Raw genomic sequence first — 17,965 nt, 5'->3', positions numbered from 1 at the left:
AAAAATAAAATGCTGGTACTGAATAATGTGAGAAATAAAATTGTTCACAGAGTTTTTGCCGTAATAAATCAACAAAAACCCTATGAAAAAAATTATATAAATAGCTTGGTTTTGTCATAGAAATCAGACCGACAAATCTAATACTAAATGTCTCATTTGAAGGTGTCAGATTGAGCTTAGCCTGTAGTGAGCTTGTCGAACTATCGAAATCTCAAATATTTTTTCAACAAGCTCTTAGTTTTTTTATCTTAGTTTAATTCAGATTCTAATACTTTTAACAATTCTGTCTGCTGAATAACGTCATTTTTGCTGTTGATGAGATTATAATTCGCTTGAAGCCAATTGTTTCTTACCACAAAAAAAGTATAGGCATCCATTAATCCTTCTTTATATTTTTCTTCAGATTTCTGGAAAGACAGCTTCTGATTTTCAAAATTAGCTTCCAGCAAATGATATTTTTCCTGAGCATTCAGAAATTGAGCTTTAATGGAATTAATGCTTTGCGTTAAATTATTAATCACCAATTCTTTATCATAATTTGAATTGATGACATTCAGCTTGGCAATTTCCACATTGTTTTTCACCTGAAATTTATTGAAGACAGGAATATTCAATCCAAAAAACAACGACTGGTTTTTGTTTTGTGTAAACTGATCGGAAAAACGGGTCGTTATTACCTCATCTTTCCCTAAAACCCTGTTGTAAAAAGTAGACCAGCTATAACTTGCATTCAATGTCGGTAAATAAGCTGCTCTCGAGATATTTACAGATTTTTCCTGAGCATTAATCTCCGCGATAACCGTTTTATATGCCGGATTTTTCTCTAATAAATTCTTTGTAAAATCGGGATCTTCAAAATTTATTACCGCAAGATTTTCTTCAGTATCCGTTACAAAATCTATAGAATCTTGGGTAATCGCCATTGCATTCAATAAATTAATTTTAGCAATATCCCGCTGGTTTTTTGCGGAAACCCACTGTTCCTGCAAAGTTCCCAAGTTGGCTTTAATATCATAAACATCACTTTTTGAACGGCTTCCGATTTCCACTTCTTTTTCGGTTCGTTTGATCTGTTCTTCCATTCCCGAAATTTGGGTTTCCAAAACCTCTAACCAGCTTTTTGCATTCTGATAGGTGAAAAATGACTGAACAACATTCAGTTTTATTTCATTCTGAGCTTGTTTCAGCCTAAAAGAACTCGTTTCTTTATTCAGTTTTGATAAAGAAATGTTGAGATAATTTCGCCAATTAAAAAGCTCCAAATTAGCCTGTGCAATAAACTGATCATATTGCGTATTCAATGCTTCCCTCTGATTATTAGACTGATTGATCGATGACCCGAAGCTATAACTATGATTTACCGCTGCATCCACAGAAGGCAATAACATCCCTTTTGAAGCCGAGATCTGGCGGTTGTTCTTTTTAATATTCACCGTTGCCTGCTTAATTAAGGGATGATTTACAGAAGCATAATCCAGACATTGCTGCAAATTCCAGGATTGCTGGGCCGGAAAAATGCCTATTATGAATAGGAAAATAAAATTTTTCATTGTAAAAAATAGGATTGAATGATTATTATAAAGAAATAATAAAACTTAAATTTCTTAAACTGAATAAATTTCGTTTATTCTCTTTTTTAAACATTAAGGATTTTAGAAATTTTACACTGCTAAAAATTAAGAGATCAATAAATTGATCTTTATTAAGTTCTTTAAGTTTAAAAAAATTGAAAATCTTAAATTCTTAATGTTTTAGTATTTTAATAAAACTTTTCATTTTAAAAAGTAGAATTGAATAATAGTTAGAAATAAATGAATCATGAAAAAGATCATTTTATTCATATTTTAAATATTTCACAAGGTTTACTTTGGTAGCTTTAAAGGCTTTAATGCTAACCACAGAAAAAGTTAATATCAGCAACAAAACAAGACTCAAAAGATACGGCCACCACGGCATTTCTATTCGGTAAGCGAAATCTTTCAACCATTCGTTCATAGCATAATATCCAAACGGAAAACTGATGAAAACCGCCAAGATACAAATCAGTAAAAACCTTTTCGTTAAATCCCAAATGATCATCTTTTCATCGGCTCCCAATGCTTTTTTAATGGCGACATCTTTTAGTTTCTGATCGATCAGAAGAGATGACAACGCAAAAAGTCCGAGTAAAGCAACTGTCAAAACAATAGAATTCAGAATAGTGAATAATGTTCGCTGTTTTTGGAATTTTTCGAAAGTTTTTGCAAATCTTTTATCTACAAATTCATAGTCGAAAGGATAGCCTGGTTCAGCTTTTAGTGTCCAGAATTCTTTAATCTTTTCAATCGTTCCATTAATATCTTCTTTCGAAAGCTTGATCTGAACATTCTGCATATTGTTTTTCGCCCAGCTTCTATCATAATTAAAAAACAGAATAGGTTCTACAGGAGCGTCTACACCATTCATATTAAAATCTTTAAGAACGCCTAAAATTTTGTATTTTTTATGAGAATCCCAACCAGGATACACTTCTTTACCAAGCGCATTATTTTTATTCCAGCCCATTTTTTTAATGAATGATTCGTTAGCCACCACCCCAAACATCGTATCTGAAGCTTTTCGCATATCCAAATCTCTTCCCGAAGCAAATTTCATTTTGTAAAATTCAAAATAATTATAGTCTATTCCTCCCAGCGCTACGCCGTTTACTGCTTTTGTGGTGTCTAAAGCATTTTTTACCGATGAAGCATTCGCGATGCCGTTTGCCATGGTGTTGATGGATCCGGTAACTGCTTCTACACCGTGAATCTTAGAAATTTCAGTTTTTAGTCTAAGGTATTTTTTATACGTATAATCGTCTTGCCAATCGGTCTTTTTAAAATCAATCTGAATAACCTGATCGCCTTTAAAACCAAGGTCTTTATTCAGCATATAATTCACCTGAAAATAAATAATCAGAGAGCAGATGATAAAGAATGAAGAAACCGCCAGCTGTAAGGTTAAAATTGAATTTCGCAGCCAAATTCCGTGTTTACTTCTTGCAAAATTTCCTTTTAGGGTATGAATTGGCTTAAAATTAGAAAGATACAGCGCAGGAATAATGCCTGAAATAAAGGCAAAAACAATCAATAAAATTCCTGAATAAAGGAAGACTTTGGGATCATTTAATGTCATTTCTTTATTCAAAAATTTATTGTAAGACGGCAAAAGTATCTCTACCAATGCAAAAGCGATGATAAATGATGCCAAACAGATCATCAGATTTTCCAGTAGAAACTGCGTGATAATTTGCCCTCTTGTACTTCCACTTGCCTTTCTTATTCCGACTTCTTTTGCTCTTTGAGAAGCCTGTGCCGTTTTCAGATTAATTAAATTGATACCTGAAAGTAATAAAATCAATCCCGACAATCCTAACAGAACCATAATTGATCTTTTATCTCCTTTATTGATTCCCAACCCTTTCGCATCAAGTTTCATGGTACTAATCGGCGTGAGGAAAACCTCTGTTTTATCCTTTTCGTCATATTTTCCCGACCATTTCAGCATGGCAATTTTTTCATGCTCATTAAGTTGCTCAGAAAGTTTTTTCTCCAGATTTCTAACATCAGTTCCGGGTTTTATTTTAAAATACCCAATGTAGCTGTAATTCGTCCACTGAAGATCATTTCGGTCTATATCCTTATTTCGAAGAACAAACCCCGGAGTGAATACGGTATGGGAAGAAGGAAACTTATAAACCGCAGAAACTACATAATCTTTATTGTTTTGCCCGTCGGCTTTAATAATTTTTCCTATACATTCTTTATATTCATCACCAAAAAGTGCTTTTGCCGTTTCTTCTGAAATAGCAATTTTTCCGTCATCGCTGATGGCATTTTTTAAATTTCCGGCAATCCTTTCCATGGGAAAAAAATCGAAATAAGATTCTGTAGCCCAAGTGGCACTTGTATATACCGAGCGATCTCCCGCAATAAGACGCGTCTTAAAAAAATCCCAGGAATTAGCAATCGCAAAATCTTCAATTTCACTAAATTTTTCCTTCGAAACCGACAACGCAGGATAACTGGAAGTAGAAATAAATCCGAGAGAATTTTTATTTTCAACAAGATAAATATGGTCTTTATTCGGATTTCTGCTTTCATACGATTTCTCATCCATCCAATGGATAAATATCAACAGAAAAATACATAAGCCTACGCTTAGCCCCAATACATTGATGATGTTTGAAAGCCAGTTTTTCTGGTAATTGATAAATGCTATTTTGAGCCAGTTTTTTAACATAGGTTTTGGTTGTTGGTTGATCGGTTTTTGTTGTCAGTTGATGGTTTTTAGTTAATGTCTATATCAACTAAAAACCAACAACCATCAACTCATTACTCGTACTTCAGATATTTTATCAGGTTTACTTTTGTCGCTTGATAGGCTTTAATGCTCACCACAGCGAATGTCAAGACAAGTAAAATAAGTAAGCTTGCAATGAATGGCCAAACAGGCATATCAATTCTATATGCGAAATCTTTCAGCCACTCGTTCATTAAATAATAACTGATAGGAATGCTGATGAGAACGGCAACTAACGTAACCCAAAGAAATTGTTTTGTTAAGCCTAAAATTAATATTCCGTCTGAAGCTCCCAGTGTTTTTCGGATCGCCACATCTTTCAGTTTCTGTTCGATCATTAAAGAAGACAGTGCAAATAATCCCAATAAAGCCACCATTAAAACCATAGCATTTAGAATCGTGAACAATGTTTTTTGCTTTTGATAGGTTTCAAAGGTTTTTGCAAAATTTTTGTCCATAAAAGCAGACTCGAAAGGATAGCCCGGCTCTACATCTTTCATCCAATAATTTTTAAGCCTTTTTACCGTTGCGTTGATATCATCAGCCTTTAATTTTATCTGAATATTGTTCATTGTGTATCGTTTCCATTGTGTTTCTTTATAATGGAAAAACATGATCGGTTCTACTTCATTTTTTAAGCTTCTGATATTAAAATCTTTTACAACTCCAATTATTTTATAAGGTTTAATATCAAATCCGGGTCTTACTTCCCGTCCTAGAGCTTCCTCATCTTTCCAGCCAAATTTTCTCACCAACGCTTCGTTTACCAACAGCGTATTGATGGTATCGGAGGCTAAATTCCGATCCAACCATCGACCTTTAAGCAACTTAACTCCAATAAACTGAAGATAATCATAATCCATCGTCCCATGTTGTGCATTCAAACTTTGCTTCATATAATCAAAATTAGAACTGCTGAAATTATTGGTTCCCGGGTAAGCTTCTCCATAACTCACACTTTCCACTCCTTTTATTTTTGATATTTCCGTTTTTAATCGTTCATATTTCATCCAAGGTTTTTTTCCCGGATCATTAAAAGTGATTTGGAAAATCTGATTTCCATTAAAACCAAGATCTTTATTCATCATATATTCCACCTGAGAATTAATAATCAGTCCACCAATGATGAAAAAGGATGAAATAATAAGTTGCAAAGTCAAAATCCCGTTTCTCAACCAAATTCCGTGTCTGCTTCTTGAAAAATTTCCCTTCAATGTTTCAATAGCTTTAAAATTTGATAAATAAATCGCGGGAATTAACCCTGAAATTACCGTTACCAAAGCAACCATTCCGAACGAGTAGGCGAAAATATGCCAGTCATTCAGTTTCATTTCTTTATTAAAAAACTTATTGAAGCTTGGTAATAAAATTTCGGTTAAAGCCAAGGCAAGAAAATACGACAACAAACAAATCATGAATGTCTCTAAAAGAAACTGCATAATCAACGAAAATCTTGTCCCTCCGATGGCTTTTCTTACGCCTATTTCTTTGGCTCTCTGAGAAGCCTGCGCGGTTTTCAGGTTGATAAAATTAATGGCAGATAAAACTACAATCAGCACAGAAAGAGAAAATAATATGACTATTGTTTTAAGATCCGGGCCGCCAAACCAAGTCGATTTTGCATGTAATTTCATTTCATCAAGGGGCGTTAATAGAGAACTTTGGGGGCCATACGCATCGATAAATTCCTGAGGAGTCAGTCCTGCATTTTTAGCATCTCTATTGGCTCTCATCATCAGAATATCAAAGAATTTTCGTGGGAAAGCATCCGGATCGGCTCCTTTTTTAAGCTTAAAAAAACAGGCGTAATTGAAATTTCCCCATTGTTCTTTATCATTTTTAATCTGCGATACAGGTTGGATGACAAAATCGGGTTTAATATCACTGTTTCCTTCGGGCAATTCATATACAGCCGTTATGACAAAATTTTTATTATCAAATTTCACAGACTCACCCGCAACATTGGTTCTTCCGAAAAGATTCTTAGCAGCATCGGTAGATATCGCAAGATCGGACTCGTTTTTCAATGCATTTTTATAGCTTCCTGAAACTAATTTGAAAGGAAACAGGTCAAAAAAATGATCTGTTACATAAAAGCCGTTTTTCTGAAAGGCTGATTTCACTTTTGTCGTCATTTTGAAAGAGATCCCGGTATTGGTCAACAAAGCAAAATCTTCTATTTCGGGAATTCTTTCCTTAGCATTAACGGCCAAAGGGTAAGAAATAGATGATCCATAAGACTTTTCTTTGGTATCTTGAGTCTGAAAAAAATAAATATCATCCTTTTTAGGATTCCAGCTTTCGTAGGATTCTTCGTCATTCCAATGCATCAAGATCAGCATAAATCCCGTAAGACCAACAGTAAGACCAAACAGATTAATGACCGTGGAAAGCCAGTTTTTTTTATAATTTATAAAAGCTATTTTAAGCCAGTTATTCAACATAATTGTAATAGTATAAGGTATGAAACTCACTTTCAACCTGTTTTTAGGTCAAATTTTAAAAAGATGAGTTTTCATGGTTATTAGTTTACTATAATTTAGTTAATGAATTCTTCTAGTTTTGAAACGCCTGAGCTTCAGCTTTTTCAAAAACATCTCTTCTTTGCGTAGCATGCTCTTCATTGAAAATTTCACCATCTTTCATATTTACAATTCTGGAAGCAAAACCCGCATCGTAAGACGAGTGCGTTACCATCACAATCGTAGAACCTTCTCTGTGAAGTTCAGCCAAAAGATTCATTACTTCATTTCCGTTGGAACTGTCGAGATTCCCGGTAGGTTCATCAGCCAAAATTAATTTGGGTTTGGTGACTAAAGCTCTTGCCACCGCCGCTCTTTGTTGCTGACCGCCCGAAAGCTGTTGTGGATAATGTTTTGCACGATGGCTAATGTTAATTTGCTCCATGATCTCTTCCACTCGTTTTTTTCTTTCAGAAGAAGAAATACCGTTGTAGATCAATGGTAATTCTATATTTTCATATACCGTTAATTCATCTATCAGGTTGAAATTCTGAAATATAAAGCCTATATTTTGCTTTCTGATGATTGATTTTTTCTTTTCGCCAACATTCAAGGTTTCCACATCAGCAAATTTGTAAGAGCCTGTGGAAGCGTCATCCAGCAGTCCCAAAATATTAAGAAAAGTAGATTTTCCACATCCTGAAGGGCCCATGATGGCGACAAATTCCCCTTCTTTGATATGAAGGCTCACATTATTTAAAGCATTGGTTTGTACGTCTTCCGTTTTATAGATTTTTGATAGGTTTTGAATATTTATCATGATAGTATATTTTTTAGTTTGTTGATTAATTATTATTTCCAGTTTTTAATGGTGTAATTCAAAGTTTTGTTATGGTCTAGGGACAAAGAAACGTCTTTACCTTCTTCAATACCGTCAATAATCCCTTCGGTTTGCCAGCTTCCTTTCGTAAATTTGAATCTCAAATCGGGATATGTTGTGAAAGTAATTTGTCTTGTCGTTTCACTGGTTTTATTTAATTTTATTTTCTGTGGATTCCAACTTCCAATAGCTGACTGATTTCCCGTAATATAAACATCGCCACTGTTTTCAGGCACCGTAAGGTTTACAGTAATTTCATATTTTTCAATAGGTAAATTCAGTTTCATTCTTACTTTTTCTACATTGGTTTCATCTAAAACAGTGAGTAACTCAGGAACAAAATCTTTAAAGGTTTTATATTTTTTTCGGTTGTTTTCATACTCCGTCATTTTCTTTTCAAACTCAGGAATAAGAACAAAATGATTATCTTTAACATGTTGCTTTCTTAAATTTTCCGCTAACTTGTGATTGCCGTCAGCAAGAGCAATTCGAATCTCACCCGTTCTTACAATATGCTCGGCAACACAAGACGGCCAATAAGAATATCCCTGTCCATCCATCTTATCGATCAATGCTTCAGACATCAGATTGTTAGTTTTATTTATTCGGTTCTCATATTCACCTAAATGCTGATTCACAAATGAATGTCCAAATTCGTGAGTAATAAGAAAATTGATAGTTTCGGGATGATTAAATCCAAATTCTTTATAGTCTTTGATATTATTTTCTTTTTTTAACGGAACATAGGCACTGCTGATCATGTTGGCAATTTGCCCTTGTTCAGATTTAAACATAGGACCGTTCCCATGCCAAAAGACTTCGCTATAAGGCAATACATCAAATGGATTGATATAAAATTTATAAGCGAGAAACTTTTCACCATAATATTTTTCCATTTTTGACATATACGAATCGGGAATATTATTTCGGACTTCTTTTTTTGCGCCTTCTAAAAATTCACCTTGATCTTTAAAGAATTTCTCTAAATTTCTTTCAATATAAAAAAGCCTTAACTGTTCCGCAAACTTTTCGACGGCAGCCCTTTTAGCAGGATCTTTTTCTTCAATGGCATACGCATAGCCTTTTGCTGGAAAAATATTGTGTTTTAATAATACCTGATACGAAAGATCCTGCTGTTGACCAGCCACTTTCAGATAATCCTGCATATCTTTTATCATCTTGGAATTATCATATTTTTCCATTTCTTTATTCGCCAAATCGGCCAATGGAAGATAACTTATATCCGTCTTTCCATCGATATAAAAAAGTCGTCCTTGCTCCTTAGCTACCAAGTATTCCACAATAGAATAGGTCGCAATATTGGGACTGAATTCTACATCTACTTTTACTGACTGAGATTTGAGATCAGCAGCCATCAGATACAGAATAAGTATTAATATACTTTTATATTTCATCATTTAATCTGAGTTTTTATAGTTTCAGTTTATTTTTTAATTTCCAGGATTTCGTATTTCTTGAGTTCAGAATAATCTGAAGTAATCACGGTTTCTCCTGCTTTCAACCCCGAAACGACTTCGTAAGATAACGGATTTTCCCTTCCCAGCGCAACCGTTCTTTTTTCAGCTTTATTACCTTTTACTACAAATATCCACTTTCCGCCGGTATCTTTATAAAAATTACCTTTAGAAACCATTAGACTTTGAGTATCGGCAGATAGTTTCAGTTTTACGCCAAAAGTCATCCCTATTTTTAAGTTTTCCGCTTTGGCATCCGTGAAATTCAATTCTACAGAAAACTGTCCGTCTTTTACTTCAGGAAGAATTTTAGTAATAATCACTTCATATTGCTTTCCATTGTTTTCCAAACTGCCTTTAATTCCCGTTTGAAGTTTATTAATATAATATTCATCTACTTTTGCAACCAGTTTATATCCATCCATCAAATCAATTTTTCCAATACTTTGCCCCGTCGTAAGATTTTCTCCAATCGAGACAGTAAAAGAAGAAAGCCTTCCCGAAGCAGGTGACATAATCAGGAAATTATTTTTATTGGAACGCAAAATCTGCATACTTTTTTCCATTTGAGCAATTGACGAATTTACCGCGGAGATCTGAGAAGCTCTGGATTTTTTTTCATTGGAAGCACCATTTTCAACGATGGATTTTCTCTGTTTTTGATAATTAAGATTTTGCAAACTTATATCATAATCTGTCTTTTTACCTATTTCGGCATCATAAAGACGTTTTTGCAAATTGAAGCTTTGCAAGGCTGTATTATAATCATTCTGAGCCTGTAATAATTCTTTATCCTGGGCAAATTCCTGATTTTTCAGTTCCAAAAGAGAGCTTCTCATCTGGCTGATCTGCTGCATAATACCCGTTTCCTGATTTAAATAATTAAATTCTGTATTCGGATTATAAACCTGCGCAATAGGTTGCCCTTTTGTAAGTATTTGTCCGTCTTCCGCAAAAATTTCTTTGATGGCTCCGCCTTCCAGAACATTTACCAACGAAGAATTTAATGATTGTGTTTGCGCTGTCACCATCAGCATATCTTCAAATTTACCTCGTGTAACTTCATCAATCTGAATATCTTCCGCTGAAACATTATACGTTTTTTTTTGTTCCATAAAGTAAATACTGAAGACAGATAATCCTGCCACAACCACTACTCCTCCTAAAACAAATTTTAATTTAGATTTCTTTTTTACTATTTTCGTATCCATATTAAAGATAACTCGTTTGCTTACAATTAATTACACAATACCGAGACCAAAGAATTATAATTTTGTAATTCATTGAAAATCTGAAACAAGGCTTTTTGATTAACTTTAGAAACTGTTCATTTCCGAACACTTTTTGTGCGAAAACGGACACTTTTAACTTAAACTGAAAAAGAGTTTTGATTTAATTAAATAAAAAACAAATAATGCGTAAAAAAGAAGCTCATATTTTAATAGTTGACGATGATGAAGATATTTTATTTTCAGCAAGAGTTTGGCTAAAAAAATTCTTTTCACAGGTAAGCTGTCTCAGTCAGCCCACGAAAATTTTGAAATTTTTAACTGAAAATCAGATTGATGCAGTGGTTTTGGACATGAATTTCCGAAAAGGATTTGAAAACGGACAAGACGGATTGTATTGGATGAACGAAATAAAAACCGTTGAACCCCAGCTTCCTATCATCTTAATGACCGCTTATGGCGAAGTTGAGCTTGCGGTGGAAGCCTTAAAAAACGGAGCTTCAGATTTTATCTTAAAACCCTGGAATAACGAAAAATTATACGCTTCTGTAAATTTAGCTGTTGATATTTCGCGGAAGAATAAAAAGCTGAGTCAGTGGGAAAATATCAATCAAAAAAGCAATCAATATCAGTTAGACACTCACTCCGTAAAAATGCGGGATATTTTAGACCAAATTGAAAAAGTAGCGCCTACCGATGCAAACGTTTTACTTTTAGGCGAAAACGGAACCGGAAAATATGTATTGGCAGAATCAATTCATGAACAATCAGACAGAAAAAATGAGCCCTTTGTTCATATTGATTTAGGTAGTATTTCAGAAAATCTTTTTGAAGCCGAGTTATTCGGTTATAAAAAAGGAGCCTTTACAGATGCGCATCAGGATTATGCCGGAAAGATTGAAAATGCCCAAAACGGAACCGTTTTTTTAGATGAAATCGGGAATCTTCCGTTGCAGCTTCAGACTAAACTTTTAAGCTTAATTCAAAATAAAAAACTGTCAAGAATTGGTGAAACCAAAGAAAGGCAACTGGATGTCCGCTTTATTTTTGCCACTAATGAAAATTTGAAAAAAGCCGTTGGAGAAAACCGTTTTCGTCAGGATTTGTATTATAGAATCAATACCGTTGAAATTCAGATTCCGGCTTTGAGAGAGAGAACAGAAGATATTGATCTTTTGTCACAATATTTTTTGAACCGATACAAACAAAAATATCATAAACCAAATTTAGAATTAGACGAAAATTTATTAACTAAGCTTAAAAATTATCCTTGGCCGGGAAATATTCGTGAATTGGATCATTGTCTAGAAAGAAGTGTAATTTTATCCAACTCAACCGATCTTCAGTTGTTGATGCCTCAGCATGAAGAACAAGAAAACACCATTATTAACCTGAATATTGAGGAAATGGAAGAAGTTTTAATAAAAAAAGCTTTAAAAAAGCACCGAGGAAATATTTCGTCAGCCGCTGAAGATTTGGGGCTTTCGAGAGCTGCGCTGTACAGAAGAATGGAAAAATTCGGTCTATAATTCACATAAAATTTTGAAATTGAATGAATAAAAATAATTATATCTGGTTGATTTACATTTTACTTTCCATTATAAGCGGAATGTTTTGCTATCATTTTTTTATTGAAAGAAAATGGATCAACGTGATTCTTTTCACTTTGATGATTGCTGTCTTTTTATTTCTAGCTAATTCAGCATTTTTAAGTCAGATTTCAAAAACAGAGAAAATTATTTTATCAATTCTCAGAAAAGATTTTTCATTATTTCCTAAAGAAGACGGTACAGAATTAACGAACAGCAGCGTAAAGTTGTATTATCAAAGTAAAAATGAGCATCTATCGTTGTCATCTTATAAGCTTCTTTATGAAAGTATTTTAGACCAACTGGAAATTGGATTAATGATTTTGTCTGAAAAAGATACGGGATGGAATGTTTTTTATGTAAATCCTACTTTTCTTGAAATTTTGCAGATTCCAAAATATAATTCGTGGAATTTATATGAAAATAAAATCCCTGAGTTTTATCAATTGATTAAAAAAACAAATTATGAAAGTTCACAGGATTTTTTTGATATTTCAATTCGTCAGAACACCAAACAATCTTTCTCTTTGAGAACAAAACAAGTTAAAAATGTTCAGCACAGCTTTTATATTATTAGTTTAGAATCTGTTCAGAAAATTATTGAACAAAAAGAAAAACTGGCGTGGAATAACCTGATGAAAGTGATTTCCCATGAATTGCTTAATACTTTGACACCCGTAAACAGCCTGATTCAGAATTTAGAATATATCAGCAATCAGGAGGTCGTAGATAAAGACGATCAACAGGAAATGAAGGAGAGCCTGGCGATTATCAATTCGAAATCCAAACAACTACTGAATTTCGTCAATAATTACCGGCAGGTTGCCGAACTTCCAAAACCTTCACTGGCAAACGTTTCCCTGAAAAGAATAACAGAAAATGCAATCGCTTTTCTTAGGCAGGAATTTGAAAAGAATAAAATTAAGGTTATTACTGATTTAGATGAACAATTTATTTCAGCAGATCAGAAAATGATCGAACGCTGTGTCATCAACCTTTTTCTGAATGCTATTTTTGCAGTGAATGAAAAAGAGGAAAAAATCGTTACAATAAGCATTAAACAAAAAAATAACCGCGTCGTTTTAAGCATTTCTGATAATGGATCAGGAATAACAGATGAAATAAAAGATAAAATTTTTCTTCCATTTTTTACCACCAGAAATAACGGCTCCGGAATTGGGTTAACGCTTTCAAAAAGTATTATGGAAGCCCACAAAGGTTACCTGAATTATCAGAGTCTTGATGAAGGAAGCTGTTTTGAGATGTGGTTTTTGAGGTAAGCTTTCTCACCGTAGAATTACAGCTTTGCATAATTTGAGATTACATTCCCAAATCCTTCCAGAATTGTACTGCTTTTTTGCAGTATGAAATCAACACAGCAACAGTTTATCATTATTTTAGCCTTATTTTTAAGCAATTTTATTTTTGCACAAACGAATGTCAATCAACCTAAACCCGTTAAAATTTCACATGCCGAACCCCTTTATGCCGATCTAGTAAGAGATCTTGGAGCAAGAAAAGGAGAAAAAGAATTTAATTTAGGCGCCGGATTTATAAATCATAAAGGGTACAGTGAATATTCTTCTTTAGTGGAATATGAATTTGCCCCTGTCAACCGTTTAGGACTTGAAGTAGAGGCCGATTTTTCTTTTTTCAGGAGATCTGAAAAAAATTCAGCAGTTCCAGGAGACCGACTTGAAAATTTACGTTTCTCTATGCAGTATTCCTTTTTTGTTTCTGAAAAAATCAACACTACGTTGGCAGCCGGATATACACAGGTTTTTGAATTTACTGATTTTAAAAATTACGGAAAGAACAACCTTTTCACTGGCACCATATACAATCCTTTTGTTATCGCAGCCAAAAAATGGGGCAGCAATTTTCATACACTGATGTATGCAGGACCTCTATTTAAGCACAATTTTGATCGGTCAGAAACAAATATCGATTGGCAGATTAATACTTCGTTTATTTATACCATTCCCGGTAGCGGACATTTTGTTGGGGTTGAATTTAACAAAGAATTTGATCATGGTAAATTTGAAATGACCATTCGTCCGCAGGTGAAAATAAAAATCAATAAAAAACTGGCACTTGGAGCCGTGGCGGGCATCCCAGTTCATAAAGAAGAAGGTTTCAGTAGTTTTTTCAGAGTTATTATTGAACCATAGAAAATATTCAACCTCTTGAATAAGGTTTTCAAGAGGTTGAATTTAGTTTAAAATCAATTTTTTATTTATAATTTGGAATCGAAAGATTGGTATTAATTAATATTGTATCCCGATTATTCCGTATTTCAAATTTGCCAGAATTGCCATTATATAAATATTCAGCATAATCTTTTTTCTGATGTTTATAATATTCCTGAATCGTTGTAGGATTTTCTTTGTAAATAATTTTCAAAACACTGTCCATTTTAATTTCTGTGTTTAATTTTCTACCTGTAAAAGCGACATCATTTTCATTCAAAGTACTGTTAGGAAATGGATTAAGATGATTTTGTTCCGTAAACTCTTCAATTTCTTGTTTAATGGTATCTTTCACACTATTTCCAGCGTAATTTTCTTCAGCAGGCGAACTGATAAAACTTTTTCCTTCTTTGGAAAACATAAAATAAAACACCAACATTCCGATGACGGACAGTCCCAATATTATAGAGATTATAATGAAAACAGGAGAATTGCCTCTGCTTTTTACAGGTTGCTTACTGTATCCGGAAAGCACTTCATCAGAAGATGAACTCATTACCAAAGACGGAGATCGTTGCTTGGTGGCTGACGATGACGATAAAGACGACAAACTTTCAATTCTACTGTTTTGATTGATTTTTTCTGTAAAAATCTTTTTATTTTCTTGATGAAACTGTTTTATTACCACTAACTTTTCTCCTGATTTCAGTTTACTGATACATTCATTTAGCTTTAATTCAAATTCATTGAAATTTGCATTCACGGCTTTTACTTTTTTCTTTGACTCTTCTATTTTAACTGAATTTTCTGCATGCTTTTTTTCATTCAGTTGAATTTTATTTTCAAGCTCGCTTATTAATAATTTTCGTTCATCTTCTAATTTCTGTTTTTCATTTTCATAAGAATGAGTAGTCTTTTCAAGCAAGCTTTTCTGTTCATCATCAAATTTTTTAATCTCGTTATTCAGCCCCGGAATTTCAACAATTTTAAAGATTCCTTTTTGATTCACAAATTCTGCGATCTCCTTAGCATCCGTGAAATAGATCATATCGTAAACATTCAGAAGCACTGTTGTTCTGTTAAAAAGTTCCTGCAATTGTGAAGGTTCTGTTTTACAATAAACAACGAGATAATTTCCTGTACTTTGAGAAAAATTGAGATCATCCAAAGGTTTTTCATTTAATCCGATTTTATCAAAATCTTTAGGTTTTGAAACGGAAAAATCTTTTGAATGATTCACAATAAACGTTTCATTCTGAACATTTTTATTTTCCAGATTGGTATGAAATTCATTCAAAACATCAATAATAAGATTTTCGTTCGCCGAAGTATTCAGAAAAATCAAACTTGAACCGACGAAGGTTCCTCCCCGTTCGGAATTCTGCTCTTTCGCAAAAGTATAGATTGAGTACGAAATAATATTCTGTCCTGCCGCAGCTTCTTTTCGGATTCCATAGAGTTTCGTATTTGGAAAAAGCTTAATTGCATCCGTTTTCAGATCAAATGTTTTGATTTGCTTTGATAACTCTGCATTTCCCCCCAGCAAAGATTGCCTAAAGCCGTTGGGATTTCCAAAAGTCCCGAAGGCACAAAAAAAATAAGAACTGCTCATGAATTGGTAAAACTAAATTTTAAACGCTCCCAAAAAGTCCCTTCATAATCCAGATCATAGCCTACAATGCTTCGGTAAAGCCATTTCGACAAAACCTCAGCCGTTGAAAGATTCAACAGACTTACTTTTTCCTGTCCGACAGAATTTTGTACACTTCCAATCGTGTAATACGTTTTGCTTAAACCATAGGTATCAATTCGTTGCGCGGTCATGGGAAGACGTTCGTTTACAAAACCGTCCAGTTCTTCAGGGCTTTCCACATCCATTCTTCCCGATTTGTCCCATTTTGAAACAATTAAAATAGCATTTACGGATCTCAGATTTTTCCCTTTTCTCTCCAGCTCATCCAGAAATTCATTGATCAAGCTATCGTCTCGGTGCGCCGATTCATAACTTGTAACAATGATAAAAGTAAGCGGAATATTGGCATTCAGGAAAGACTCAATGCTGCTATGATAACTTCCTCCCCTTCTAATTTCGTTGTGATTTTCACCCGAAGTTTCCAAAAAAGTAAGATCAATCGGGACTACCCTTTTAGACTTATTATTCGGTTCAAAAACCAAATCCAGACGTGTGACCTGATCTCTCGTGGTTCTGTTGGGTAAAACTCCTTGTCTGATATTTTCAAAGAAATCTGACAAAAGTACATTGGCTTCCTTAGAATTCGGAGTTCCCAGTTTCGGACGTAAAACTCCGGCATGAGAACGCAAATAATACAACATGGAAGAAAGAATCACCGATTTTCCGGATTCTGCTGTACCAAAGAAAAATACGAAGTTGCTGTCTTTATTTTTTATATCATTTGAAATGGTTCTCGCAATCGGCACAAAATCTTCCTGAACGTCGTTATTTGTTTCAAAAGACAGAGGTTTCAGCATCTCCTCTGTTTCGCTGTCGAAAGATAGCGGCTTAAAATTATCGTGATTATCCATGGCTTAGTTATTTGGAATTAAAGTTCTTCCGCTTCTTTTGTTGTTAAATACACTTCCGCGGTTATTTCTGTTATTGTCTGGGCTTGTTACCAGTAAAATAATGATTACAATCACAAAATCCAGCAAAATACAGCCCGCCAGCACTACAAACTGATACATTCCGAAATGCTTGATAGCATGTTCAAATGCAAAACCTATTTTTCCCACTTCCTGTGTTTGGGAAACCAAAGGTTCAAAGCTGATTTTGTCTTTTCCCAGCACATTTTCTGCGCGACTTCCCAATTTGTTATACTCGGAAAGGGATTCATCAATAATTCCTTGGGACAGTTTATCTTTCTCATTTTTAGAGAGAAGCAGCAATTCCTGAATGTTTTTATTCCATTTTGCAGTGGCAAGATTAATATCTGTTTTCAGTACGCGCTCTTCGGTAGATAAATCAGAAACCATATTATCGATCTGATTGCCCATTCTTTCAGCAAGATCTGCATAATCATTTCCTACAGGTGTTAACAAATCTACTTTTTGTCCCGTCAATTTTTCAATATCAGCGATCAGGGAAAGAGCACGACTTCCAATTCCTTTATTTCCGGGATCTTTAATCTGTTCCATCAATTGTTTTTTCTTTATTTCAATATTTTGGGTCGTCGATTTATTATACTTATAATTCAGTTTAGACTCAATGTTTCCTTCCAAATCCGTAAAGCTTTTATTGATGGTTCTAAGTTCATCTGTGTAAATATCCGTCTTCATAAATCTCGTATACAACGCGTTAAAATTAGCAATGAAGCAAAATGAAGCGATGAAAATGTAAATTCCGACAAGATTTCCTGTGGGTCTACCTTCTAATTTGGCACTTCTCAGCAGCCAACAGAGAAAAAGAAGCAATAGCGAAAGAACCAGTGCTATAACGAATGATGCCGATCCGAAAATCTGTTGTAGACCCAACCAGGTCTGGTAAAAGCTGACACTGATGAGAAGTAATGCAAGGACTCCCAAGAAGAGATCCGATGGTGTAGTTTTTTTATTCATAAGACATTTAATTATTTTTATAAACTTTTATTTATAAAACCATTAATTTTATAATGCCCGAAACTACAACCAATGAACAAAAAAAAATTACGGCTTCCCGTAATTTGTGAATTTTGTATTTCGAAGTTTTCAGTTAAGAAAGTTCAAAGACTTAGTATTTTTTTTGAAGCTTTTTCGCGCTTTCCGCACTCGCTATTTCTTTTTGTTTCGGGGGGGGGGGGGGGGGGGGGGGGGGGGGGGGGGGGGGG

12 protein-coding genes are annotated in these 17,965 nt (G+C 34.2%); 3 read left to right on the top strand and 9 right to left on the bottom strand.

The features are described 5' to 3' along the window. Nucleotides 1-248 precede the first annotated feature (248 nt). The 6 genes from ABEG63_RS11045 to ABEG63_RS11020 form a co-directional block, all read right to left on the bottom strand. Nucleotides 249-1,550 (bottom strand): TolC family protein, encoded by a 1,302-nt coding sequence (locus ABEG63_RS11045; RefSeq protein ID WP_346584762.1) that lies wholly within the window; start codon nucleotides 1,548-1,550, stop codon nucleotides 249-251. Between the two features lie 283 nt (nucleotides 1,551-1,833). Next, nucleotides 1,834-4,260: an FtsX-like permease family protein gene (locus tag ABEG63_RS11040; protein ID WP_346584760.1), complete on the bottom strand. Its 2,427-nt coding sequence runs from the start codon at nucleotides 4,258-4,260 to the stop codon at nucleotides 1,834-1,836. Between the two features lie 92 nt (nucleotides 4,261-4,352). Then, nucleotides 4,353-6,794 carry an ABC transporter permease gene (locus tag ABEG63_RS11035; protein ID WP_346584758.1) on the bottom strand — a complete coding sequence of 814 codons (2,442 nt, stop codon included), beginning with the start codon at nucleotides 6,792-6,794 and terminating at the stop codon, nucleotides 4,353-4,355. Nucleotides 6,795-6,876: 82 nt separating this feature from the next. After that, complete coding sequence (locus ABEG63_RS11030) at nucleotides 6,877-7,602, bottom strand: ABC transporter ATP-binding protein (RefSeq protein WP_267406165.1); 726 nt, start codon at nucleotides 7,600-7,602, stop codon at nucleotides 6,877-6,879. A gap of 32 nt (nucleotides 7,603-7,634) precedes the next feature. Further along, complete coding sequence (locus tag ABEG63_RS11025; protein ID WP_346584757.1) at nucleotides 7,635-9,080, bottom strand: DUF4932 domain-containing protein; 1,446 nt, start codon at nucleotides 9,078-9,080, stop codon at nucleotides 7,635-7,637. Nucleotides 9,081-9,106: 26 nt separating this feature from the next. Continuing rightward, on the bottom strand, nucleotides 9,107-10,348 hold the full coding sequence (locus tag ABEG63_RS11020; RefSeq protein WP_346584755.1) for an efflux RND transporter periplasmic adaptor subunit: 1,242 nt from the start codon (nucleotides 10,346-10,348) through the stop codon (nucleotides 9,107-9,109). Nucleotides 10,349-10,551: 203 nt separating this feature from the next. On the opposite strand from ABEG63_RS11020, the gene ABEG63_RS11015 reads away from it, so the two are divergent. The 3 genes from ABEG63_RS11015 to ABEG63_RS11005 all read left to right on the top strand — a co-directional run bounded on the left by ABEG63_RS11015 (nucleotide 10,552) and on the right by ABEG63_RS11005 (nucleotide 14,126). Next, entirely contained in the window at nucleotides 10,552-11,895 is a 1,344-nt protein-coding gene (locus ABEG63_RS11015) for a sigma-54 dependent transcriptional regulator (protein ID WP_346584753.1), read from the top strand. Nucleotides 11,896-11,918: 23 nt separating this feature from the next. Further along, nucleotides 11,919-13,235 carry a PAS domain-containing sensor histidine kinase gene (locus tag ABEG63_RS11010; RefSeq protein WP_346584751.1) on the top strand — a complete coding sequence of 439 codons (1,317 nt, stop codon included), beginning with the start codon at nucleotides 11,919-11,921 and terminating at the stop codon, nucleotides 13,233-13,235. A gap of 84 nt (nucleotides 13,236-13,319) precedes the next feature. After that, nucleotides 13,320-14,126 (top strand): HAEPLYID family protein, encoded by an 807-nt coding sequence (locus ABEG63_RS11005; RefSeq protein ID WP_346584750.1) that lies wholly within the window; start codon nucleotides 13,320-13,322, stop codon nucleotides 14,124-14,126. 61 nt (nucleotides 14,127-14,187) lie between these two features. On the opposite strand, the gene ABEG63_RS11000 is transcribed toward ABEG63_RS11005, so the two are convergent. Genes ABEG63_RS11000 through ABEG63_RS10990 form a run of 3 tightly spaced genes read right to left on the bottom strand, consistent with a single transcriptional unit; the run spans nucleotide 14,188 to nucleotide 17,717 of the window. After that, nucleotides 14,188-15,756: a hypothetical protein gene (locus ABEG63_RS11000; protein ID WP_346584748.1), complete on the bottom strand. Its 1,569-nt coding sequence runs from the start codon at nucleotides 15,754-15,756 to the stop codon at nucleotides 14,188-14,190. Further along, nucleotides 15,753-16,688, bottom strand: coding sequence for a hypothetical protein (locus tag ABEG63_RS10995; RefSeq protein WP_346584746.1), 936 nt, complete (start codon nucleotides 16,686-16,688; stop codon nucleotides 15,753-15,755). Before ABEG63_RS10995 ends, ABEG63_RS11000 begins: the two co-directional genes overlap by 4 nt. Before the next feature lie 3 nt (nucleotides 16,689-16,691). After that, nucleotides 16,692-17,717, bottom strand: a complete 1,026-nt coding sequence (locus ABEG63_RS10990) for a hypothetical protein (RefSeq protein WP_346584745.1) — start codon at nucleotides 17,715-17,717, stop codon at nucleotides 16,692-16,694. Nucleotides 17,718-17,965 lie beyond the last annotated feature (248 nt).

The organism is Chryseobacterium sp. C39-AII1, from assembly GCF_039672645.1.
Taxonomy (GTDB): domain Bacteria; phylum Bacteroidota; class Bacteroidia; order Flavobacteriales; family Weeksellaceae; genus Chryseobacterium.
This window is presented reverse-complemented; position numbering and strand designations above follow the sequence as displayed.